Raw genomic sequence first — 23,062 nt, 5'->3', positions numbered from 1 at the left:
GGAAGCCCGGTTCGCTCTCCTGGTTGAGAACCGGGCAGAACGTTTGCCAAGGGTTGGCTTCAATCCGTGGAGTTTCACGGCAGTCTCAGGAACGTCGTCCCGCTGCTTCGTCGGTTCTTTTCGACGGCATGCATGAAAACGGGGGCAGCCCGTTCAAAAGCGACGGGCTGCCCCCGGGGACAGCGTCAAGAAGCGTGAATCTCCCTGTCGGCATCGATGCGCCGATCGAAGTAGATCACTCTCCAACGTTGGCCCAATTCCACCGCGAGTTGCCGCGCAAGGGTCTCGCCCGTCTGCGCGAATTCGTTCGCAGCCTCTTCGGTGTCAAAACCGGACTCTCTGGGGTCGTCCTCGCACAACGTGGCGTCGAAACGATCTGCCCAGGCATCCAGTGCTTCAGCCAATTGCGCCGAAAGTCCCAGGCTGGGACTGCCGGGCGCCACGTCACCGGCTCTGGCGCCCATGAGCCACAGCGGGTGGCATTCATAGTCTGCCAAGACGCGAATGGTCGTGATTTCTCTGTTCAGGATCCGCTGCCTCTCATGTTCGCCCCCACGATGAACCCGTTGCTTCCAGTCGTCACAGCGACGGTATGAGTCTTCCCTCCGTAGGATATCTCGTAGATCGGCCGTCCCTTACCCTTGCCCTGGTATCCGACGATCTTTCCTTCGGTGACGGCCTTGATGAGGAACGACGGAATCTCAGCCTCGCTGATGCCGGCGTTGGCGAATTCATCTCCGTGCTTCATCACGTGTGCGAGACCCGCATTCGCGTCCCCGGACTCCAGGAAAACGATCTTTCCGTCTGATGTGCGACCCGCCGCCACCACGTTCTCACGGGTGAACTTGGTTCCGTTCTGGGCGAGCTCATCCAGCAACTTCGGATCGGGTACGACCTTCGCAGCGTTCTTGAAGCGGGACGCGGCGATGGCGGCTTCGACGCCTTCGGCACCCCACTTGAAGACCTTCACGGCCTTTCCTACGGGGATGACGCCGACGGCGGCCATCGTGCAGCCACCCCAGGAGGGCTCCTTGATGCACCTTTCGATATCGCCGGCGCCTATGAATTCCCAGGCACCCTTGGCCAGGAGCTTGCCCAGCGCCGGATCGGGAGTGGCGAACACGACGTCGTCCGGATCAGCCCCCATGAGGCAGGGCGGCACACTGTCCCGGTTGAAGGGGACGATGCACTTGGGCCTCTTCTTCTTTTCCGCTTCGGCTTGCTTCTTGCGAGCTTCCTCGGCCTGTCGACGGGCCTGTGCTTCCTCTGCCTCCCGCTTCGTCTTGACTTCCGCCCATGCCTCGGAAGCGAGAGTGTTGGCCTCATCTTTACTCTTGCCTGCCGCTATGGCCGATTCGCGGGCAGAGGTCGCGGATTCGTTGGCCCTGATCGCCGAGGTCCGCGCATATTCTGCGGAGAATGCGGCCTGGGCTGCGGACTCTTGGGCAGCGTCAGCATCGCGATCAGCGGCCGCTGCCGCGTTTCGCGCGGTGACCGCCGAGTTCTTGGCCGCAGCGGCACTCTTCTCGGCGGCAGTGGCGGAGGTGGCGGCGTCGGAAGCATACTTGCTTGCGTCGGCCGCGGACTTTGCCGCTTGGCGCGAAGCCTCGTTCGCGTCGGCCGAGGCCTGATTGGCATTGGCCGCAGCTTCGGCGGCGCGCCAGCGGTTCTGCTGGGCCTTGGCCGCAATCACCGATCCTTCGGCGATCAGGCGCTCGACCTGATTCTTGTGGTTATCGGCCAGCTTGTCCTTTCGGTCGGCCATGTACTGGCCCACGGCCACGAACTCGTGCAGCTGGTCGGCCGGTCCGGCAAGAGCAATCTTGGCCGCTGACTTGACTTCAGGCCCACCGCTGTTGACGAGTCGGGAAGCGATGACCTGCTCGTCGGAGTTCCGCGCCGAGTACTGGGTGACTCTCAGGAAGGTGGCAAGGGCCTTGCCACTGCCGTCTGCAAGCGCAGCCTTGGAGGCATCCTTGATGCCAGGGCCGCCCGCATTGTTGTACTTGGAGACCTCGACACTCAGGTCGTCGACGCCTGCGGCGTACTGCCCGGTCGCGTAGAAGTCGGCGATCTGCTGTTCTGTTCCGTTCAGCGCAGTGGATGCCGCCGCCCGGATGGACGGGTAGGGGCTCTGGCCGCTGAGTTGGAAGACCCGTTCGCGGCTCTCGTCCCGGTTGGCCTTCTTCCAGCCGGTCCGCAGGTAGTCCAAGACTTCTGCGTCGGTACCGGACAGGGCAGTGGTCGCGGCTCCCTGGCTCCAAGGGCCGCGCAGCTTCATTGCCTGCAGGGCCAAAGCGCGGCCCTTGGCCGCCGTGGCCTTGACGTCGACGCCGGGCTTGGCCGCCTCGACTGCCAGGCTCGCGGCCGTGGTCTCGAGATTGAGGCCATCGAGCTGCTGCGCGGCCGAGACGGACACCAACGCCTCGCTTTGAGACTTCCGTGACCTCGCTCGCTCCACGGCCGCATCTGTGCGGGCAGCCAGGTCGGCCTCTTCGGACTCACGCGCGATGCCGAAGACCTTCTTGGCCGTCACCACGGCAGCATCAGCGGTGTCCGCAGCAGTCTTCGCCGCCTCGGCGTGCCTCTTCGACTCGGCCGCCGCGTTCGCCGCCTGCCCGGCGTGGGCGGCTGCTTCGTCGGCTGCATTCGCAGCGTTCCTGGCGTGTGTGGCCGCGCTCCTCGCCGCGTCGCGCGCTTCGAATGCGGCGCTGGCGGAACGTTGGGCGAGAGCCGAGGCGCTGTTCGCGGCCCGGTTGGCCGCGTTCGCGTGACGACGTGCCTCGGCTGCTGCGTTGCGTGCCTCAGCAGACGAATTTCCTGCTGCGTCGGCATAGTTGTTGGCCTCATCGGCTGCATCGGCTGCAGCGTTCGCGTTGGCACCCGCACTCAGCGAGGCCTTCGCGGCGAGCCCAGCGGCTTGCGATGCCTTGCCCGCTTGCTCGGCGGCCAAGGCCGAGGTCTCCACCAGACCGGCAGCCACCCGCGCGAGACCCGCCAGTTCCTTGGCTCGGCCGGCCTGCGTGGCGTCATTGCCGGCGGCGATGGCCGCGTTGTAGGCGTCGTTGGCTGCGTTCGCTGCCGAAGCGGCCGCGTTAGCGGTCTGTGCCGCCGCCAGCGCCGCAACACGCGCGGCTCGACTGGCCGCGTTCGCCGAAGTGATCGCCTGCTGTGCTGCCGAGGCGGCCGCGCGCGCCGCGTCGGCAGCCTGCTTCGCCTTCACTGCCGCGCGCGTTGCGTCGTTCTTGGCGAGCTGCGTCTCACGGGCGGCCTTCTGGGCGGCTTCCTTGGCCTGGGCAGAGGCTGCGATCGCACGGGCGGACGCAGCCTCTGCCGCCTTGGTCGCCTCTTCTGCCTGCAGCCCTGCCTGCTTGGCCTCTTCGGTGAGCTGCGCGACGGTCGCATACTCCTGATCACGGTTGCGCGCCGTGAACTGGCCGATCTCCAAGAACTCGACCATGTCGTCCGGAGTCCCCCGCAGGGCGACCTTCGCGGCAGCCTTGACGTTGGGACCGCCCGTGGCGACGAGTTTCGAGACGGCTACCTCGTTGTCCGTCTCACGCTCTTCGTATTGACCCGACTCCAGGAACCGGGCGACATCGTCCGGAGTGCCCTTCAGTGCCGCCTTGCCCGCCTCCTTGACTCCGGCACCGCCGAAGTTGATGACTTGGGAGGCCTCGACCTGTCGGTCCTCGACCAGTGGGCCCTGCCATCCGCTCCGCAGGAACATGCGGAGGTCAGTGGGAGTACCCTTCAACGCCTGCTTTGCCGCCGCCCGGACAGCCGGTCCACCGGCGTTGAGGACACGGCTGGCATCGATGTAGTCATCGTCGTACTGGATGGCGTCCTTGCCGTCGAGGAAGTTCTTGATGTCCTCGTCCGACCCGAGAAGTGCCTTCTCCGCCGCCTCCTTGATGCCGGCGCCGCCGGACTTCCAGTAGTCGACGACCAGGCCGCGGTCCGAGACTCTGGGCAGCCCGTCGTCGAGGTCTTCCGCCGCCGCAGGTGACGCCCCCAAGAGGCCGATCAGCAGAGCTGCGGGAAGGACTGCGCTGCAGGCGCTGCGTACTACCGACGCACTCGGGTGAGTGCGACGTCTGGTTCTGAGGCGTGACGCCCCGTTGAAGAGTGATAGCCGTGCCATCGACTGCTTCCCCCTGGTTCAGTTGGAATGTTCGCACCTATACGTTTGCCATGCCCAGGTCACGTGCATGTTCGACGGCGATACCGGTGCGGCCTCGCTTGGAGGGGTGACTTGTCGTCAGAAGTCCCCGTTGCGGCAGAGTGAGAGCCGACGAGTGCGTCGAAGTGCCCTCAGTCTCTGCGAGTTGGGGATGCTCTGATGATCTTACATATGCTTTACTCTTGAAAAGCGGGGGGGCCGTTTGGTGTCTTCCCCTGCCCTGAACCAGAAGGAAGACTGAAGCGATGACTCGTGCCCGCAAGGCATTTCTGACCGGAATCGTGGCCGCCGGAGCAGCCCTCACCGCCGTGACTACGCTCGGTGTTGCCTATGCCGGCCCGCAGACGGCCGCCGCCTCGGCGGCCGCCGACATGCCTGCCGCAATCGAAGACTTCGCCTACCCCGATGCGGCGAAGATTCAGGCCGAGCAGAAGATCACCCTCAAGCGGGGTGACGGCCACATCACCCTCGTCGACTGTGCGGCCGGCACTCCCGACATTCTGGTCAAGTCGCGTACCGGTCAGAAGAGTTACTGCTTCGACGTCAATGCTCCCAAGGGTTACGTCACCCTCGAACTCCCCAGCGCTTTCGGCATCTGGACCGAGGCCTTCCCCGTCAAGGCCACCATCACCACCGACGGCAACGACAAGACCGTGATTGACGCCCCCGCCAACGACTACAAGCCCTTCGGCGAAGCAGGTGACTCCGGCGCGACCTCCATCCTCGTCGAGCTCCGCGTCACCGGCTGACCACCGGCGCACGCACGACGCCCCTCGCGCCCACGCGCAACGTCCCGCTCTCAAGAAAGCACCACATGCCTGCACTTCGTTCGCGCCTCCCGCGGACAGGCCTGCTCATAGCCGCGGCTGCAGTCTCCGCCGGCCTCCTTCCCGCCGGTAGCGCGTATGCCCTCACCGGCCCGGAATCTCCGGCGGGCAGGCACTCCGCCGTCGTCAAGCTGAACATCGGCGACGAGGCCAACAGTCGCGCCTGCACCGGCACGCTCGTCGACGCCTCATGGGTCCTGACCGCGGCGAGCTGCTTCGCCACCACGCCTGGTCAGACGGTCCCCGCCGGCAAGCCCGCACTGAAGGCCATCGCGACCCTCAGCGACGACAAGGCCGTCGAGGTCGCCGAGATCGCTCCGCGCACGGATCGCGATGTGGTCCTCGCCCGCCTGGCCACCCCGGCCACCGGGCTCACCGGTGTCAAGCGCGCCACCACCGCTCCCGCCGCCGGTGCGGACACGACCGCGGCCGGGTTCGGGCGGACGAAGACCGAGTGGGTGCCCGCCAAGCCCCACACCGGCGCCTTCATTGTCACGGCCGCGGACGCCACCAGCCTCTCCATCACCGGCAAGGGCACCGACGCCCTCTGCAAGGGTGACACCGGCGGCCCGCTCCTCAATGCCGCGGGCGAACTCGTCGCCGTCAACAGCCGCTCCTGGCAGGGTGGTTGCCTCGGTACCAACCCCACCGAGACGCGTACCGGCGCCGTCTCCGCCCGCGTCGACGACCTGCGTGAGTGGATCGACGGGTACCGTTCCCGCGCCCTGGGGTGGAAGACCCAGGCACTGGTGCAGTCGGGCAGCAGCCTCTACCAGGGTGTCCGTATGCCCGATGGTTCCTGGACCGACTTCACCGACGTCCAGGTCAAGGCCGGCAGCCTCAACGGCATCAGGTCCTCCGCGGCCGTCGGCATGAACGGCGACACCCACGTCCTCGCCATCAGCAACAGCGGCGGGCTCTTCCACACCGTCCGCAAGCAGGACGGCACCTGGGGCACCTTCGGCGACGTGTTCTCCCAGGCGGCCACCCTCGGCAACCTCACCCAGGTGTCCGCCACGAACACCGGCTGGGACCTCCACGTCATCGCCGTCGCCGACGGCAAGGCCTTCCACACCGTCCGCACCGCGGACGGCCGGTGGTCGAAGTTCAAGGACATCTCCAGCGGCTCCGTCGGCAACGTGACGGCTGCGGCCACCGCGAGCATCCGCGGTGAGCTCCAAGTCGCCCTCGTCTCCGGCGGCAAGGCCTACCACTCGATCCGCCAGACCAACGGGAACTGGCTGGGCTGGGGCAACGTCGCCCAGGCCGCCGGCAACACCGGCCCCATCACCGCGATCAGCGCCGCCGGCAGCGGCGACGAGGCCCACTTCGTCATCGCCACCGACAACGGCGCCCGCCAGTACCACACCATCCGCAACTTCAACGGCACCTGGGCCCCCTTCGGTGAGCTGAAGGACGTCCTGGGCACCGTGACCGCGAAGTCGGTCTCCGCGGCCGCCGTCAACGGCGAGGTCCAGGTTGCCGTGACCACCGCCGACGGCAAGGTGCTCCACACCACCCGCCACGCGGACCGCACCTGGGTCTCCCCCGCGCCGGTGGCCCTCCAGGGCCTGCCCGCAGCACCCGGCCACCTCGCGATGACCCCCACCTGGAACGGCTGACCGACAGCCCGGATCGACCGTCCGGCCGGCCCCGCTCGCACCAGGACCAGCGTCCCGGAGCGAGCGGGGCCGTGTGCCACGCGCCCCCGGGTCCGCTGCCTTCGGCGGCAGCCCCGCACGCACACCGCACGTCTCGCGCGCCGGCGCGTACCCACTCGACTCCCCCAAGGAAGCTCCGCATGACCACGATTGTTCCGCGCCCGGCGCGGGTGACCAGCCTGCTCGTCACGGCGACCGCCGTCGCCGCGGGCCTGGTCTCGGCCGGCCCCGCCCAAGCGGTCACCGGCCCCGAGGCGACAGCCGGCGCGCACAGCGCCGTCGTCAAACTGAACATCGGCGACGAGGCCGAGAGCCGCGCCTGCACCGGCACGCTCGTCGACGCCCGTTGGGTCCTGACCGCCGCGAGCTGCTTCGCTGCCACCCCGGGTGCGGCGGTGCCCGCCGGGGCGCCCGCTCTGAAGACCACCGCGACGTTGAGCGACGGTCGGAACAGCGGGATCGTCGAGGTTTCCGCGAGCGCCTCCGACCGGGACCTCGTGCTGGCCCGCCTTGCGGCCCCCGTCACCCGCATCGCCCCGGTCAAGCGCGCCGGCGCCGCTCCGCCGGCGGGCGGCGACGTGACGGCCGCAGGCTTCGGCCGGACGGCAACCGAGTGGGTGCCGAGCAAGCTCCACACCGGCGGCTTCACGGTGAACTCCGCGGATGCCACCACGCTTGCCATCACCGGCAAGGGCACCGACGTCCTCTGCAAGGGTGACACGGGCGGCCCGCTCCTCAACGCCGCAGGCGAACTCGTCGCCGTCAACAGCCGCTCCTGGCAAGGAGGTTGCCTCGGCACCAACCCCACCGAGACCCGCACGGGTGCCATCGCGGCCCGGATCGACGACGTCGGGCAGTGGATCGACCAGGCGATCGCCCCGCGCACCGCCGGTCAGGTGTCGCTGCTCGCCGGGGGCGGCGGGGTCATGTGGTCGCAGTTCGGCGACCTCGGCTACGGGGAGTACGGCACCTCGTGGGCCAAGGTCAACGGCCAGGACATCTCTCGGGTGAGCACCGTTCGTGACGGTCAACTCGTCCGCGCCTACGGCATCGCGGGTGGCAAGGTCTACGGCCAGGACCTGGACGTGCGAACCGGCACCTGGTCGGGCTGGGGCGAGGTCCCCGGCGGCGCGGCGGGTGCGAAGGACATCTCCGCGGCGCTGGTCGGCACCAGTGTCCACGTCCAGATCGTCGGATCCGAGGGCAACCTGTACTCCCAGGTCGCCGACTACAAGGCGGGCCGTTGGAACGACAGGTGGACGGCCGTCAGTTCCTCGGGCTTGACCCGTGTCACCAGCACCGCGGCGGGCACGACCGTACGGGTCCTGGCCATCAGCGGCGGCAAGGTCTTCGGCCGTGATCTGAACACCCTCAATGGCAGCTGGACCCCGTGGGGCGAGATCCCCGGCGGCGCGGCGGGTGCGCAGGACATCGCCTCCTCCACCGTCGGCAACAACGTCCATGTGCAGATCGTCGGAGTCGAAGGGGCCCTGTACACGCAGTACGGGAACTACGACGCCGGCCACTGGGATGAGCGGTGGACGAAGACGGCCGGTGCCGGCTTCACCAACGTCACCAGCATTCCCCACGGCAGCGGTGTCGAGGTCTACGCCATCGGCGGCGACGGCAGGGTCAACACCGCCACGTTGAACACCACCGGCAACACCTGGAGCGCGTTCAAGGAGCTCCAGGGCGGCATCTCCGGGACCACCGACGTGGCCGCGGCCGTGTCCGTCGCCCCCTCGAAGATCGCCCTGGCCGCCGGCGGCACCCGCACGATGTACTCCCAGAACGGCAGCCTGGTCACCGGCCAGTTCGGCGCCCAGTGGGCGCAGGTCGGCGGGATCGAGGTCACCCACCTCACCAGCGTGACGGCGGGCGACGTGGTCCGCTACTACGGTGTCGCCGCGGGCAAGGTGTACGGCCGCGACCTCGACACCCGCACCGGAACGTGGACCGCCTGGAGCCTCGTCCCCGGCGGCGCCGAGGGCGTCAAGGACATCACCGCCGCGCTCGTCGGCAACAACACCCACCTGCAGATCATCGGCAGCGACGGCGGCCAGTACTCCCAGATCGGCAACTACGACGCGGGCCGCTGGAACACGCAGTGGAACAGGGTCGGTACGACCACCGGACTGACCGGCATCACCAGCGTCAGCGCAGGCACCCAGGTCCGCGTCTACGCCGTCAACAACGGCAAGGTCCTCGGCCACGACCTCGACACCCGCACCGGGAACTGGACCGTCTGGGGCGAGCTGACCGGCGGGATCACCGGCGTCAAGGACATCGCGGCCGGCATCGTCGGCGACAACGTCCACCTCGGTGTCATCGGCTCCGACAACGCCCTGTGGTACCAGCTCGGCAACTACACGGCCGGGCACTGGAACCCCGACTGGACCAGGACCGGCGGTACCGGCCTCACCCGCCTCGCCGAAGCCACCGCCGGGAACAACGTCCATGTGTACGCCATAGGCGCCGGCGGCAAGGTCCAGAGCACGACGCTCGACACCACGACTGACACCTGGACCCCCTTCCGCCAGATCCCGGGCGCCCTCACCGGCCCGACCGACATCACTGCGAGCGCCACCAAGTAGTCCCCCCGCTCCCGCACGTGCCCCTCTGCGGCGGCGTCCGCTGCCCGGCTGCGCGCCGCCCCGCACACCGCTCTCCCCAAGGAACTTCCATGTCTGTTCTCCGTCCGCGCTCGACGCGGATGTCCGGCCTGTTCGTGACCGCGACCGTGGTCACCCTAGGCATCGCGTCCGCCCTGCCCGCGCAGGCCCTCACCGGCGCCGAGGCATCCGCCGGACAGCACCCCGCCGTGCTCAAGCTGAACGTCGGCGACGAGGCCGACAGCCGTGCCTGCACCGCGACCCTGATCGACGAGTGGTGGATCGCCACCGCCGCCAGTTGCCTCGCCGGCACGGCGGGTCAGCCGGTCGCCGCCGGCAAGCCCGCGGTGAAGGCCACCGTCACCCTGGCCGGTGGGGACACCCGTGAGGTCACGGAGCTCGCACCGCGCTCGGAGCGCGACCTGGTCCTGGCCCGGCTGGCACTGCCCGCGCGGGGCGCGGTCACCGCCAAGGTCGCCGCCAAGGCCCCGGGGGCCGGTACCGACCTCACCGCGGCCGGCTTCGGGCGTACGAAGACGGAGTGGGTCCCGGGCAAGCCGCACACCGGTACGTTCACCCTGAACAGCAGCGACGCCACCACCCTGGCCCTCACGGGCAAGGGCTCCGACGTTCTCTGCAAGGGCGACACCGGCGGCCCGCTCCTCAACGCCGCAGGCGAACTCGTCGCCGTCAACAGCCGCTCCTGGCAAGGCGGTTGCCTCGGTAACAGCTCCGCCGAGACCCGTACGGGAGCCGTCTCCGCCCGCGTCGACGACCTCGCGCCGTGGATCGCCCAGACCATCGCGCTGCGCCGGTCGGCGGCGGTCAACGAGGCGGGTGGCAGTGGCCGGATCCGGTGGGCGGACTGGGACGGTGACGGCAAGCCGGACTACATCAACGTCGCCGACAGCGGCAGCGTCGAGGTCCACCTCAACCGGGGTGGCGACGGCCGCGGCGGCTGGCAGGGCCTGGGCAAGGTCGCCGAAGGCGTGACCGCCGACCGCAACCGGGTCCGCTTCGCGGACTGGGACGGCGACGGCAAGGCCGACTACATCGTCATCAACACCGATGGATCCGTGGAGGCCTACCTCAACCGGGGCGGCGACGGCCGCGGCGGCTGGAACGGTACCGGCAAGATCGCCCGGGGTGTCACCAACGACGCGAGCAAGGTCCGCTTCGCGGACTGGGACGGCGACGGCCGCACCGACTACCTCGTCTTCAACGACGGCGGCGCCGTCACCGCCTACCTCAACCGGGGCGGCGACGTGGTCCCGGACAACGGCTGGCAGGTCCTCGGCCAGATCACCACGGGCGCGACCAGTGACCGCAACCGGGTCCGCTTCGCCGACAACGACGGTGACGGCAAGGCCGACTACTTCGCCATCAAGCCCGACGGCAAGGTCGACCTCTACCTCAACCGAGGCGGCGACGTCGTACCGAACACCGGCTGGCAGGTCGTCGGTCAGATCGCGACCGGCCTGACTAACGATCACACCAGGGTACAGTTCGTCGACTTCAACGCCGACACCCACGCCGACTACGTACTGGCCGGCGCCGGCAACAGCGCGTCCGTCTTCGCGTGGAACGGCGGCGACAAGGGCAACGGCTGGACCGACCTCGGCAAGGTCGCCAGCGGCTCCTGACCCCGGGCTCCCGCTCCTCCCGCCCCGCCGGGAGGGACGTTCAGTACGGCTCGACGTGATCGACGTGATCGACGTGATCGACGTGATCGACCGAGCGTGATCGACCGCCTCCGGTTCCCCTGCGGGGAACCGGAGGCGGCGTCCGTTGCGCCCCTCTCCCGGCTCGCCCCACCCCTACATCAGCACGGCTCACGTCTCGTGTCGTGCACCGCCCTCACCCCCGAAGGACAGCACGACGATGCGACGCAGTACCTCCCTGGCCCTGGTCCTGACCGCAGGTGTCACCGGCGCACTCGGCCTGGGCGTCACACCGGCCGCCGCGGCCCCGCAGCCGGCCGCGCCGCTCGTGAGGATCATGCCGCTGGGCGACTCCATCACTGCCGGCGCGGGCAGCTCCGACGAGGCCGGATACCGGTCCCGGCTCTGGAATCTGATGGCCGGCCAGTCCCGCTACACCGCCGACTTCGTCGGCTCCGGCTCGTTCGGCACCACCGTCGACCCGGACAACGAAGGACACAGCGGCTGGACCATTGGCGGGATCCGGGACAACATCGACCGGTGGCAGGCGGCCGCCGCACCCGACGTCGTCCTGCTGCACCTGGGCATCAACGACCTCAACTCCCACAACGCCGAACCCGAGGGCGCCTCGGCCGAGCTGGTCTCGCTCATCGACCGCGTCCACGCGAACAAGCCCGGCGTCACCGTCATCGTCCAGGGGCTGCTGCCCGACACGCGCGGCCAGTACGAGCGTACGAACACCTTCAACGCCGCCGTGCGGGCCGCGGTCTCCGCCCGCTCCGCCACCGGTCGGCACCTGACCTACGTCGAGCCCCCGCGCCTGAACCCCGCGACAGAACTGCCCGACGGGCTGCACCCCAACGACGCCGGCTACCGCAAGATGGCCGCCGCCTATCACCAGGGCCTGGAGCAGGCCGTCACCGACGGCTGGACCCGATCCGCTCCGGCTCCGCGGGCCGGCACCGAGTCGGGCGGCACCGGACGCGTCACGTGGGCCGACTTCGACGGCGACGGACGGACCGACGAGCTGACCGTCGCCGACTCCGGAGAGGTCCGCGCCCGCCTCAACCGCGGGGGAGCGGGCGCCGGGACCTGGCAGGACATCGGCCGTATCGCCACCGGCGTCACCACGGACCGTACCCGCGTACGCTTCGCCGACCATGACGGCGACGGGCGCACCGACTACCTGTACATCGCCCCGGACGGCTCCGTCACCGCCTACCTCAACCGCGGGGGCGATGTCACCGGACCCAACGGCTGGGAGGGCATCGGCCGGATCGCTCGGGGCACCACGCCCGCGCACCAGCAGGTGCGTTTCGCCGACTTCGACGGTGACGGACGCGCCGACTACTGGAGGATCTCGGACTCCGGAGCCGTCAACGTCCACCTCAACCGCGGGGGCGACACCCCGGGGGCGGACGGCTGGGTCGACCTGGGTCAGATCGCCACCGGCACCACCACCGACCGCGCGCGCGTCCGGTTGGCCGACCTCGACGGCGACGGACGGGCCGACTACTCCACCGTCAACCCGAACGGCAGCCTGACGACCTACCTCAACCGCGGCGGCGACCGCCACGGTGGCTGGCGCGGTGTCGGCCAGACCGCGTCCGGCGTGACCACAGCGCACGAACGCGTCCAACTCGCCGATCTCACCGCCGACACCCACGCCGACTACCTCGTCCAAGAGCCCGACGGCCGGACCACCGTCTACGCCTTCAACGGCGGCGACCCCTCCCAGGGGGGCTGGACCGACCTGGGCACGGTACCCGCCGGCTCATGAACACAGCGCCGAGCAGCAAGGTGGATGGCCACCCGCAGAGCGGGATCCCACGCAGAGGCGAGCAGGCGCGACACAGAACTGGAAATCGAGCTGGATCGTGAGTCCCCAGCGGTACTTCCCGGGGGCTGATCTGCGGGCTCTCGGTGAATGTCGCGGCACACACCTGTGGCCATCAGCCGTCAAAAGGCTTGGCCGCCACGGGAGTCGGGTGCCAGGTCTGCTGCCGTGACACTGAATCCGGCCGGCGCGACATCGCCCTGTGGGTCGCGTCGGCCGCCGCCCCGTACCTCGTCGTCCTCATCATCACCTTCACGGTGAACATCCCGCTGAACAACGGCCTGGCCGCCGGCTGCGACGTCGCGAAACTGACCGACTTCTCGATCGTGGGCGAGTCCAAGGGCGCCTGGGTCACCACGTACATCATCCGCAGCCTGCTGTGCACGGCCGCGCTCTCCCGCGCGCTGATCCTGTACGGCCGCGCCATCACGACCCGCTGAACCGGTGGCTGGTGGCCCTCAGGCGCCCACCTTCGGTGCACAGGCGCCGGCGTCCGGTCGCTCACGCGCCCTGGACGAGCAGCGCCCAGGCCAGGAACCCGGCGCTCGCCGTGCACAGGAGCGTGCGCCACACGTTGGCCCGTACCCACGGGCGCTCGAACGCGCGGCGAACGGCGGCCGGGTCGGCGATCCGGTCGACCGGGCCGGCCTTCTCCAACGCGTTGTTCAGCGGAATGTTCACCACACCCGTCACGACCATCGCCAGGACGTAGCAGACGAACGCCGCGATCAGCGGCACCAGTGCGCCGTCGGGACCGTCCACCACGTGCAGCCCCAGCGCGAGCCCGGTGAAGACCAGGGCGCCGAGGTAGCCCAGCAGGAACCAGCCGTTGAGGATGGCGACGTTGACGCGCTGCATGACCTCGATGACGATCCGGTCGTCACCGCGCTTGAGAGCCGGCATGACGGACACGGAGAACCCGTAGAAGAGACCGCTCATCAGCCCCGTCGTGATCATCGCCGCAATCAGTGACGCGTACCGTACCGCTTCCACGCAGGCCCCCCGGTCGTGTGGCTCGTTCCGATGTGCGGCCGATCATACGGTCGACGTCACACCGTGCCGCAGGCGATTCCCGCGAGCAGGCGGACTTGTCGGATCAGCTCAACCCCTGCCTGACCTCGTCCGGACGCGGGGTACGCTCCGGCTCCCGGCCCCGCACGGCCACCCTGAGACTCCCGAGAGGATCACTTTCGTGAAGGACCACAAGGACAGGCTGGACGCGCTCCGGGCCGACATCGAGCGCCGCAATCCCGCCCAGCCCGAGTTCCACCAGGCCGTACGCGAAGTACTGGACACCCTGGCCCCGGTGTTCGCCGCCCGACCCCAGTACGCCGACCCGGCGGTGGCCCTGGTCGAGCGGCTGACCGAGCCCGAGCGGCAGATCCTCTTCCGCGTGCCGTGGCAGGACGACCGGGGCCGCGTCCACGTCAACCGCGGCTTCCGGGTGGAGTTCAACAGCGCGCTGGGCCCGTACAAGGGCGGCCTGCGCTTCCACCCCTCGGTGGACATCGGCGTGGTGAAGTTCCTCGGCTTCGAGCAGGTCTTCAAGAACGCCCTGACCGGTCTCGGCATCGGCGGCGGCAAGGGCGGCAGCGACTTCGACCCGCACGGCAAGTCCGACGCCGAGGTCATGCGCTTCTGTCAGTCCTTCATGACCGAACTCCACCGCCACATCGGCGAGCACACCGACGTCCCCGCGGGTGACATCGGCGTCGGCGGCCGTGAGATCGGCTTCCTGTTCGGCCAGTACCGGCGCATCACCAACCGCTGGGAAGCCGGCGTGCTCACCGGCAAGGGCCAGGGCTGGGGCGGCTCGCTGATCCGCCCCGAGGCCACCGGATACGGCAGCGTGCTGTTCGCCGCCGAGATGCTCGCCGTGAAGGGCGCCACCCTCGACGGCCTGACCGCCGTGGTCTCCGGCTCCGGCAACGTCGCCCTGTACACGATCGAGAAGCTCCGGCAGCTCGGCGCCAACCCGATCACCGCCTCCGACTCGCAGGGCTACGTCGTCGACGAGAAGGGCATCGACCTGGCACTGCTGCGCCAGATCAAGGAGGTCGAACGCGGCCGGGTCAGCGAGTACGCCCAGCGGCGCGGCGCCTCGGCCCGCTTCGTGCCCGGCGGCCGGGTCTGGGACGTCCCGGCGGACGTCGCCTTCCCGTCGGCGACCCAGAACGAACTCACCGAGGCGGACGCACTGACCCTGGTGCGGGGCGGCGTCCAGGCGGTCTCCGAGGGCGCCAACATGCCCACCACCCCGGAGGGCGTGCGCGTCCTCCAGCAGGCGGGCGTGGCCTTCGCCCCCGGCAAGGCGGCGAACGCGGGCGGAGTCGCGGTGAGCGCCCTGGAGATGGCGCAGAACGCCGGCCGGGTGTCGTGGAGCCGGGAGCGCGTCGAGGACGAGCTGGCCGGCATCATGCGCTCGATCCACGCCGTCGCCCACGAAACGGCCGAGCGGTACGGCGCCCCCGGCGACTACGTGACGGGCGCGAACATCGCCGGCTTCGAGCGGGTCGCCGACGCGATGCTGGCCCAGGGCGTGATCTGAGGGCGTGATCTGAGGGTGTGAGCTGAGGGTGTGATCTGAGCCCACCTGCGGTGCGCCACACCGCACCGCACCGCGCCGCGCCGTCGCGGCTCCCTCGGGGGCCGCGACGGCGCGAGCGGCTCACGCACGCAACCCCTCGCCACCGCGCCGCGCTCGGGCCCGTAGCCTGACCCTGCCACCATCCACCGGATCACCAGGGAGCTGCCGCGTGCTCACCGCACTGGACGGCGTGTACGGAGACCGCCCCGACGCCCTCACCGTCGCCGGCCGCGCCACCTCCTACGAGGAACTGCTGGGCGCGGCCGCCGCCGTCGCCGGCGACATCGGCGCCGGCGGCGCACCGGCCGTCGCCGTGACCGCCACCGCGTCCCTGGAGACCGTCGCCGCCACCGTCGGCGCACTGCTGGCCGGGGTACCCCTCGTACCGCTGCCCCCCGACGCCGGCCCCGCCGAACGCGAGCACATCCTCCGGGACTCCGGCGCCGCGCTCCTCGACGTGGACTACACCCGTCGCGCCGCCGCCCCCACCGGGCCCGCGGTCGGGGCGACGGACCCCGCGCTGATCCTCTACACGTCCGGTACCACCGGCCCCCCCAAGGGCGTCGTCCTCACCGCCGCCGCGATCGCCGCCGACCTCGACGCCCTCGCCGAAGCCTGGCAGTGGACCGCCGAGGACACCCTCGTGCACGGCCTGCCGCTCTTCCACGTCCACGGCCTCGTCCTCGGAGTACTCGGCGCCCTGCGCACCGGCAGCCGGCTCGTGCACACCGGCCGCCCCACCCCCGAGGCGTACGCGCAGGCCGCCGGCAGCCTGTACTTCGGCGTCCCCACCGTCTGGTCACGGATCGCCCGCTCCCCGGCCGAGGCCGCCGCGCTCTCCCGCGCCCGGCTCCTCCTCTCCGGCAGCGCCGCCCTGCCCGCGCCGGTCTTCCGGGACCTGGAGGAGCTGACCGGCCTGCGGCCGGTGGAGCGCTACGGGATGACCGAGACCCTGATCACCGTCAGCGGCCGGGCCGGCGGCGAGGTCCGTCCCGGAACCGTCGGCACCCCGCTGCGCGGCGTCCGCACCCGGATCGCCGCCGAACCGGGCGCCGAGATCGGGGAACTCCAGCTCACCGGGCCGACGCTGTTCTCCGGCTACCTGGGCCGTCCCGAGGCGACGGCGGCCGCGTACACCGAGGACGGATGGTTCCGCACCGGCGACATCGCCGCCGTCGACGAGACCGACGGGGTCCACCGCATCGTGGGCCGGGCCTCCATCGACCTGATCAAGTCCGGCGGGTACCGCATCGGCGCGGGCGAGATCGAGAACGCCCTCCTCGACCACCCCAAGGTCAGCGAGGCGGCCGTGGTCGGGCTCCCGGACACGGACCTCGGCCAACGGATCGTGGCCTTCGTCGTCGCCCAGGGCGTCACCGGTACGGAACTCACCGACTTCGTCGCCGCGCACCTGTCGGTGCACAAACGCCCCCGCGAGGTCCGCTTCGTGACCGCCATCCCGCGCAACGCCATGGGCAAGCCGCAGAAGAAGCTGCTGCTGACGAACGACTCGGAGAACCGGCGATGACCACTCCCCCTTCCGCCCCCGGCCCCCGCGTCAGCTCCGTCAGCTCCGTCAGTTCCGTCAGTTCCGCCGGCTCCGCCGACGCCGCCGTCTTCGACCGCAGGACGGGTTCGCCCTGGCTGCGCCGTTTCCACCCCGGGCCGGGCCACCCCGGATCGCCCCACCCCGGATCGCCCCACCCCGGGTCGGTCCAGCCCGGATCGCTCCGTCCCGAGTCGCCTTCCGGATCCTCGGCGACCCTCGTGTTCCTTCCGCACGCGGGCGGCAGCGCCGCCTACTACCACCCGTTCTCGGCGGCCCTGGCCCCGCGCGCCGAGGTGCTCGTCGCTCAGTACCCGGGGCGCCAGGAGCGCATCGGCGAGCCGGTCCCGGGCAGCATCGACGGCATGGTCGACGGGCTGCTGGAGGCGCTGACGCCCTGGCTGGACCGGCCGTTGGTGCTGTTCGGCCACAGCATGGGCGCGCTCATCGGCTACGAGTTGACGCGCCGCCTGGAGCACGCGGGCACGCCCCCGCGCGGTCTGATCGCGTCCGGACGCCGCTCGCCGCTGATCGAGCGCTCCGAGGGCGTCCACCTGCGGGACGACGACGCGCTGATCGCCCTGGTCGGCGAACTCGCGGGCACCGACGCCAGGTTGCTGGCCGATCCGGACTTCCGCGCGTTGATCCTGCCGGCGCTGCGCGGCGACTACCACGCCGTCGAGACGCATCGGCACGTGTCCGGGCCGGTACTGCGCACCCCTGTGAGCGTGTTGACCGGTGAGTCCGACGCCCGGGTCAGCGTGCCCGAGGCCATGGCCTGGCGGGAGTCGACCGCAGGCGCCTTCACCTTCCGAGGCTTCCCCGGCGGGCACTTCTACCTGAACGAGCAGCGGGACGCGGTGTCCCGGGCGATCGCCGAGGACTTGGTGGCGTTCACAACCCTGGCGGGACGGTAGGCGCCGGCGGGGCGGCCGGCGCCGGCGGGACGGTAGGCGCCGGCGGGACGGTCGGCGCCGGCGGGACGGTCGGCGCCGGCGGGACGGTCGGCGCCGGCGGAGTGAGGTGACGCCGACGCGGCCCGTCAGGGCCGCACCAGGTGGCGGGCCAGCACCTCCAAGGCCTCGGTGACCGCCGGCAGTCTTTCCGCCTCGGCCTCGCCGAGCGCCCGGGCGAGGGCCTCCTCGACCTTGGAGGCGCCGGCGGCCCGTACCGTGGCCACGCGCGCGGAGACCTCGGGGGACTGCCGTACGAGCGTGCGCCGGCGGTCGGCCGGATCGGGCGCGGTCTCCACCGATCCCACCTCACGCAGTCGGGCCACGGCGCCCGACACCTGGCTCTGCGGCAGGCCCGTGCGCAGCGCGGTCTCCCCGACGGTGGTGTCCGGATGCGCGGCGATGTCCCCTGCCACGATCACCACCGAGCGGGTGCTGCCGGCGTACTGACCGGATCCGCCCGGGGGTTCGGGCAGGGCTTCCTCGCCGAGCTTCATCAAGGCCCTGCCCAGCAGGAACAGTTCGATTCCATCCACCATCTCACGGTACATCACGATCGATGTATCACAGAAGATGCATCGCTCTTGATGTATCTGTTCCGATGGATTAGGCTGATCGCAGAGCAGCGGACGAAGGGTCCGTGTCGATCGACGCAGAGGAGTCACCATGTCCGCCCTGTCCGCCACCCTCGCGGCCCCCGGCTGCACCCTTCACTACCAACTCCAGGGATCCGGCCCGTTGTTGCTGATCTCCCAAAGCGGTGAGGGGGACGCCGACCGCACCGTGGACCTGGTGTCGCACCTCGAAGACGCCTTCACCGTCCTGACCTACGACCGCCGGGGCCTCTCCCGCAGTCGGCTCGACGAGCCCGGCCGGACGACGACCCTGGCCGAGCACGCCGAGGACGTGCACCGCCTGCTGGCCGCGGTCGGCGACGAACCCGCCCTGATGCTGGGCTGTAGCCTCGGCGCGACCATCGGACTCCACCTGGCCGCCCGACACCCGGGCCGACTGCGCACCCTCATTGCCCACGAGCCGGTCGCCCCGCGCCTGCTGCCGGCCACCGACCGGATGGCCCACGAAGCGGAGTTGGCCGGCCTCCGGGAGGTCTACCGCTCGGCCGGACTCGCGGTGGCGCTCCCCGAGATGGCCCGGGTCCTCGGCATCGACCCGACCCGCCAGGAAGTCGAACCGGATGTGACGCCCGAGCCACTGGACGACCGACGCCGCGCCAATTTCGACTACTTCGTCGAGCACGACTTCTCGGCGATCATCGAGGACACCCTCGACCTCGCCGCGCTCGCCCGCACCACGACCCGGATCGTCCCGGCCCTTGGCGCGACCACCTCGGCGTCGGTCTTCGACCACCGGTGCGCGAGCGCCCTGGCGGACCTCCTCGACACCGCGATATGCACCTTCCCGGGCGGCCACAACGGCAACACCACCCGTCCCCGCGCCTACGCGGCCCGCCTGCGGAGCCTGCTCAGCGCCCCCGCCCCCCAGTCCTGAGCGGGGAGCCCGCGAGAGCCCGTGGAAATGGCGTGGCCGGTGTCGGTGAGCCGTCGGTAGTTTGCTCGCATGGACCATACGGCCGGGGACACCGGACCAGATCAGCGCGCTCTCGTCGCGGCGGGAATCACCGTCGTGTTGTGGGCATCCGCATTCGTCTCCATCCGCGCCTCGGCCGACTACTTCGGACCCGGTGCACTGGCCCTGGGACGGCTCCTGACCGCCTCCGTCGCGCTCGGCCTCGTACTGATCGCCAAGCGGGTGCCGCCACCGCCGCGCCAGGCCTGGCCCGGGATCGTGGGGTCGGGAGTGCTGTGGTTCGGGCTCTACATGGTCGCGCTGAACTGGGGCGAGCAGGGTGTCGATGCCGGTACCGCCGCGATGGTCGTCAACATCGGCCCGATCGTGATCGCCCTGCTCAGCGGCTGGATGCTGAAGGAGGGGTTCCCTCCGATGCTGTTGGCGGGCATGGCCGTCTCCTTCGTGGGCGCGGTCGTGGTGGGAGTGTCCACATCCAACGGCGGCTCCTCCTCCCTCACCGGCGTACTGCTCTGCCTGGTCGCCGCCCTCGCCTACGGGGCCGGCGTGGTCCTGCAGAAGCCCGCCCTGGCCCACGCGACCCCGCTCCAGGTGACGACGTACGGCTGCTTCGTCGGTACCGCCGTGACCCTGCCGTTCGTCGGTCAACTCGTCGAGCAACTGCCCGACGCTCCGCTCGCCGCCACCCTCAACATGGTCTATCTGGGGCTCTTCCCGACCGCCCTGGCCTTCACCACGTGGACGTACGCCCTGTCGCGGACCACCGCCGGGAAGATGGGCGCGACCACCTACGCGGTGCCGGCCGTCGTGGTGCTCATCGCCTGGGTCGCCCTCGACGAGGTCCCCGGGTGGCTGACCCTGCTGGGCGGCGCGATCTGTCTGGCGGGCGTGGCCGTGTCCCGCAGCCGCCGGGCCGAACCACTCCCCGGGGACGCTCCCTCGACGAAGTGAACTTATTCCCGAGACCTGTCACACCGGCGGCACGCGGCGGGTCAAAGGGGTGAGGTCGCCGCAGGGGCGACCACGTGAGGAGCCTCCTGATGAACACCGCCGCCACCATCGTCGCCGTCCTCGCCGCCGCCATGTCGGGCTTCTCGGGCTACTCGCTGCTCTCGCGGGCCAAGTGGGTCGTCGAGGCCATGAACGAGTACCGCGTACCCCAGGCCTGGTGGACGCCCCTCGGCGCGGCCAAGGCCCTGGGCGCGGTCGGTCTCGTCGTCGGCATCTTCCTCCCCGTCGTCGGCATCGCGGCCGGCATCGGCCTGGTGCTTTACTACCTCGGCGCCGTCATCACCGTGATCAAGGCCCGTTCGTACGCGCACGTCCCCTTCCCGATCATCTACATGGCCCCGGTCGTCGGCGCCTTCGCCCTGGGCTTCGCGCTCTGAGCGACGCGCGGGAGCGGTCCGCAGAGCAACTCGCGCGGGTAGTCGGTACGTTGACCCGATCCGACCACCGGACGACGGACACCCAGCGAGGACCCCATGAACCGCACCACCGCAGCCATCCGACACGAGCGCGCCGTCGCCTTCCGGGACCTGCACGCCGCCGGCCGACCCTTCGTCGTCCCCAACCCCTGGGACGCGGGTACCGCACGCATCCTGGCGGGCCTCGGCTTCGCGGCACTCGCCACCACGGGCGCGGGCCTGGCCCACAGCCTCGGCCGACCCGACGGCACGAACCAGGTCAGCCGCGCCGAACTCCTGGCCAACGCGGCCCTGATCGTCGAAGCCGGCGGCCTGCCGGTCACCGCCGACCTGGAGAGCGGCTTCGGGGAGCGGCCCGAGGACATCGCCGAGACCATCCGCCTCGCCGCGGCCGCCGGCCTGGTCGGCGGCTCCATCGAGGATTCCACGGGCCGTGAGGAGGACCCCGTGCGACCGCTCGACGAAGCGGTGGAGCGGGTGGCGGCCGCCGTGGCGGCGGCCAGGGAACTGGACTTCCCCTTCACCGTCACCGCCCGCGCCGAGAACTTCTTCCAGGGCCGCCCCGACCTCGACGACACGATCCGCCGCCTCCAGGCGTACGAGGCCGCGGGCGCCGACGTCCTCTACGCCCCCGCCCTGCCCGACGCCGACGCGATCCGCGCGGTCTGCTCCGCCGTGGACCGACCCGTGAACGTCCTCATGGGCGGCGCCCTCAAGCTGTCCGTCGCCGAACTCGGAGCCCTCGGGGTCCGCCGGATCAGCACCGGCTCCGCCCTGTCCCGCGCGGCCCTCGGCGCGTTCACCCGGGCCGCCCGGGAGATCGCCGGGGCCGGCACGTTCGACTTCGGCGCGGACGCCATCCCGTACGCGGAGGCCAACGCACTCCTCACCCACGCCGACCCACCCCCGGCTCCCGGCGCCCCCGCGTCCGACGCCCCGCACTCCGGCGCCCCCGCGTCCGCCGCCCCGCACTTCGCCGCCCGCGCGTTCGACGCCCCGCTCTCCGCCGCCCCGACCCCCGGCGCCCCGCACTCCGCCGTCGCGCCCGGCCGGGGCGCGTGAGGTGACCGCCACCACGCCGATCGACGCGGTCCGACTACCGGACCCCTACCCGTACTACGCCCGCCTCGTGGCCGAGCGCCCCTTCGCCCACGACGAGGAACTCGGAGCCTGGGTCGCCGCCGACGCCGCCGCCGTGCGCGCCGTACTGGGCAGCGACGCGCTGCGGGTGCGACCACCGGCCGAACCGGTCCCGAGGGGGATCGTCGGGACCCCGGCGGGCGAGGTCTTCGCGGACCTGGTCCGCATGACGGACGGTACGGTCCAGGTCCGCCTGAAGACGGTGGTGGCCGACGCACTGGCCCGGGCCGACACCGCGTACGCGGCCCGACTGGCCGCCCGGTTCACCCGGGAGGCGCTGGAGGCGGGCGGCGCGGTCCCGTGGGAGGAACTGATGTTCGGGGTCCCGGCCCGGGTCGTGGCCGCGCTGACCGGGCTCACGGACGGAGCGGACCGGGAGGCGGCCCGCGCGATCGCGGATTTCGTCCAGTGCATACCGGCCTCCGCGACCCCCGCACAGCAGCGGGCCGCCGCCGCTGCGGCCGATCGCGTCCGCGAACTGCTGCGGCCCGGCCTCGCCGGCGAGCACGACGGTCTCCTCGGGGAGTTGGTCCGCGCCGCCGACCGGGCGTCCTGGCCGCACCTGGCGCCGCTGCTCTCCAACGCGGTCGGGTTCCTGTCCCAGACCTACGACGCCACCGCCGGACTGGTGGGCAACACCCTGGTCGCCCTGGCCCGGGGAGCGGACGGCGCCGACATCGGGGCACTGGTGCGGGAGGTGGCCCGGTACGACGCCCCGATCCAGAACACCCGCCGTTTCGCCGCCACGCCCTTCGCCCACGACGGCCGTGCCGTGGCGGGCGGGCAGCAGATCCTGGTCCTCCTCGCTGCCGCGAACCGCGACCCGGCCGTCAACCCGGATCCACACGCCCTATCACCCGGACGAGTGAATCCGATGATCTTCACCTTCGGTGCGTCGTCCCACCGCTGCCCGGGAGAGCCCCTCGCCTCGGCCCTCGCCGCCGCCATCGTGACGGAACTCCGCACGGCAGGCTTGTCGACCACGGACACCCCGACCTACCGCCCCCTGGCCAATGCCCGCATCCCGCACCTCTGACCCGCTCACGGGGCCCGCCCCGGATCCCGTACCCCGAACACCGA

Annotated in this window: 18 protein-coding genes; 14 read left to right on the top strand and 4 right to left on the bottom strand. The window is 70.8% G+C overall.

Features of this window, described 5'->3' with window-relative positions:
* Positions 1–185: 185 nt before the first annotated feature.
* Both ACIRO3_RS31225 and ACIRO3_RS31220 read right to left on the bottom strand, forming a co-directional pair.
* The gene (locus ACIRO3_RS31225) at positions 186–497 is read right to left on the bottom strand and encodes a hypothetical protein (RefSeq protein ID WP_366148803.1); all 312 of its coding nucleotides are present in this window, start codon (positions 495–497) and stop codon (positions 186–188) included.
* Between the two features lie 26 nt (positions 498–523).
* Positions 524–4,018, bottom strand: a complete 3,495-nt coding sequence (locus ACIRO3_RS31220) for an ALF repeat-containing protein (protein ID WP_404142389.1) — start codon at positions 4,016–4,018, stop codon at positions 524–526.
* 410 nt (positions 4,019–4,428) lie between these two features.
* Here ACIRO3_RS31220 and ACIRO3_RS31215 point away from each other — a divergent pair, with 410 nt between their 5' ends.
* From ACIRO3_RS31215 to ACIRO3_RS31190, 6 genes are all read left to right on the top strand, one after another.
* Complete coding sequence (locus ACIRO3_RS31215) at positions 4,429–4,932, top strand: hypothetical protein (RefSeq protein ID WP_366148801.1); 504 nt, start codon at positions 4,429–4,431, stop codon at positions 4,930–4,932.
* Between the two features lie 65 nt (positions 4,933–4,997).
* A complete protein-coding gene (locus tag ACIRO3_RS31210; protein WP_404142388.1) occupies positions 4,998–6,632 on the top strand; it encodes a trypsin-like serine protease in 1,635 nt (544 codons plus the stop codon).
* Positions 6,633–6,811: 179 nt separating this feature from the next.
* Positions 6,812–9,265, top strand: a complete 2,454-nt coding sequence (locus ACIRO3_RS31205) for a trypsin-like serine protease (protein WP_404142386.1) — start codon at positions 6,812–6,814, stop codon at positions 9,263–9,265.
* 89 nt (positions 9,266–9,354) lie between these two features.
* Positions 9,355–10,926: an FG-GAP-like repeat-containing protein gene (locus tag ACIRO3_RS31200; RefSeq protein WP_404142384.1), complete on the top strand. Its 1,572-nt coding sequence runs from the start codon at positions 9,355–9,357 to the stop codon at positions 10,924–10,926.
* Positions 10,927–11,164: 238 nt separating this feature from the next.
* Positions 11,165–12,724, top strand: coding sequence for an FG-GAP-like repeat-containing protein (locus tag ACIRO3_RS31195; RefSeq protein ID WP_404142382.1), 1,560 nt, complete (start codon positions 11,165–11,167; stop codon positions 12,722–12,724).
* 188 nt (positions 12,725–12,912) lie between these two features.
* Positions 12,913–13,221: a DUF1772 domain-containing protein gene (locus ACIRO3_RS31190; protein ID WP_404142379.1), complete on the top strand. Its 309-nt coding sequence runs from the start codon at positions 12,913–12,915 to the stop codon at positions 13,219–13,221.
* 61 nt (positions 13,222–13,282) lie between these two features.
* Here the strand turns inward: ACIRO3_RS31190 and ACIRO3_RS31185 are convergent, their stop codons facing one another.
* Positions 13,283–13,738: a DUF1772 domain-containing protein gene (locus tag ACIRO3_RS31185; protein WP_404142376.1), complete on the bottom strand. Its 456-nt coding sequence runs from the start codon at positions 13,736–13,738 to the stop codon at positions 13,283–13,285.
* Between the two features lie 235 nt (positions 13,739–13,973).
* Here ACIRO3_RS31185 and gdhA point away from each other — a divergent pair, with 235 nt between their 5' ends.
* From gdhA to ACIRO3_RS31170, 3 genes are all read left to right on the top strand, one after another.
* Positions 13,974–15,329: an NADP-specific glutamate dehydrogenase gene (gene gdhA, locus ACIRO3_RS31180; RefSeq protein WP_404142374.1), complete on the top strand. Its 1,356-nt coding sequence runs from the start codon at positions 13,974–13,976 to the stop codon at positions 15,327–15,329.
* A 208-nt stretch (positions 15,330–15,537) separates the two neighbouring features.
* A complete protein-coding gene (locus ACIRO3_RS31175; protein ID WP_404142372.1) occupies positions 15,538–16,896 on the top strand; it encodes an AMP-binding protein in 1,359 nt (452 codons plus the stop codon).
* Positions 16,893–17,831, top strand: a complete 939-nt coding sequence (locus ACIRO3_RS31170; RefSeq protein WP_404142370.1) for a thioesterase II family protein — start codon at positions 16,893–16,895, stop codon at positions 17,829–17,831. The genes ACIRO3_RS31175 and ACIRO3_RS31170 overlap by 4 nt, the downstream gene beginning before the upstream one ends.
* A 125-nt stretch (positions 17,832–17,956) precedes the next feature.
* Here ACIRO3_RS31170 and ACIRO3_RS31165 read toward each other — a convergent pair whose 3' ends face one another.
* Positions 17,957–18,406 (bottom strand): helix-turn-helix domain-containing protein, encoded by a 450-nt coding sequence (locus ACIRO3_RS31165; RefSeq protein ID WP_361783500.1) that lies wholly within the window; start codon positions 18,404–18,406, stop codon positions 17,957–17,959.
* A gap of 127 nt (positions 18,407–18,533) precedes the next feature.
* On the opposite strand from ACIRO3_RS31165, the gene ACIRO3_RS31160 reads away from it, so the two are divergent.
* The 5 genes from ACIRO3_RS31160 to ACIRO3_RS31140 all read left to right on the top strand — a co-directional run bounded on the left by ACIRO3_RS31160 (position 18,534) and on the right by ACIRO3_RS31140 (position 23,018).
* Positions 18,534–19,376 carry an alpha/beta fold hydrolase gene (locus ACIRO3_RS31160; protein WP_404142368.1) on the top strand — a complete coding sequence of 281 codons (843 nt, stop codon included), beginning with the start codon at positions 18,534–18,536 and terminating at the stop codon, positions 19,374–19,376.
* Positions 19,377–19,445: 69 nt separating this feature from the next.
* Entirely contained in the window at positions 19,446–20,366 is a 921-nt protein-coding gene (locus ACIRO3_RS31155) for a DMT family transporter (protein ID WP_366148792.1), read from the top strand.
* Between the two features lie 89 nt (positions 20,367–20,455).
* The gene (locus ACIRO3_RS31150) at positions 20,456–20,803 is read left to right on the top strand and encodes a DoxX family protein (protein WP_366148791.1); all 348 of its coding nucleotides are present in this window, start codon (positions 20,456–20,458) and stop codon (positions 20,801–20,803) included.
* Between the two features lie 96 nt (positions 20,804–20,899).
* Positions 20,900–21,904: an oxaloacetate decarboxylase gene (locus ACIRO3_RS31145; protein ID WP_404142365.1), complete on the top strand. Its 1,005-nt coding sequence runs from the start codon at positions 20,900–20,902 to the stop codon at positions 21,902–21,904.
* Between the two features lies 1 nt (position 21,905).
* A complete protein-coding gene (locus ACIRO3_RS31140) occupies positions 21,906–23,018 on the top strand; it encodes a cytochrome P450 (protein WP_404142363.1) in 1,113 nt (370 codons plus the stop codon).
* Positions 23,019–23,062: the final 44 nt, after the last annotated feature.

Origin of the sequence: Streptomyces sp. NPDC102278 (genome assembly GCF_044766345.1) — a bacterium.
Taxonomy (GTDB): Bacteria; Actinomycetota; Actinomycetes; order Streptomycetales; family Streptomycetaceae; genus Streptomyces.
The sequence above is the reverse complement of the archived record's forward strand: the minus strand, read 5'-3'. Positions and strand labels throughout refer to the sequence as shown.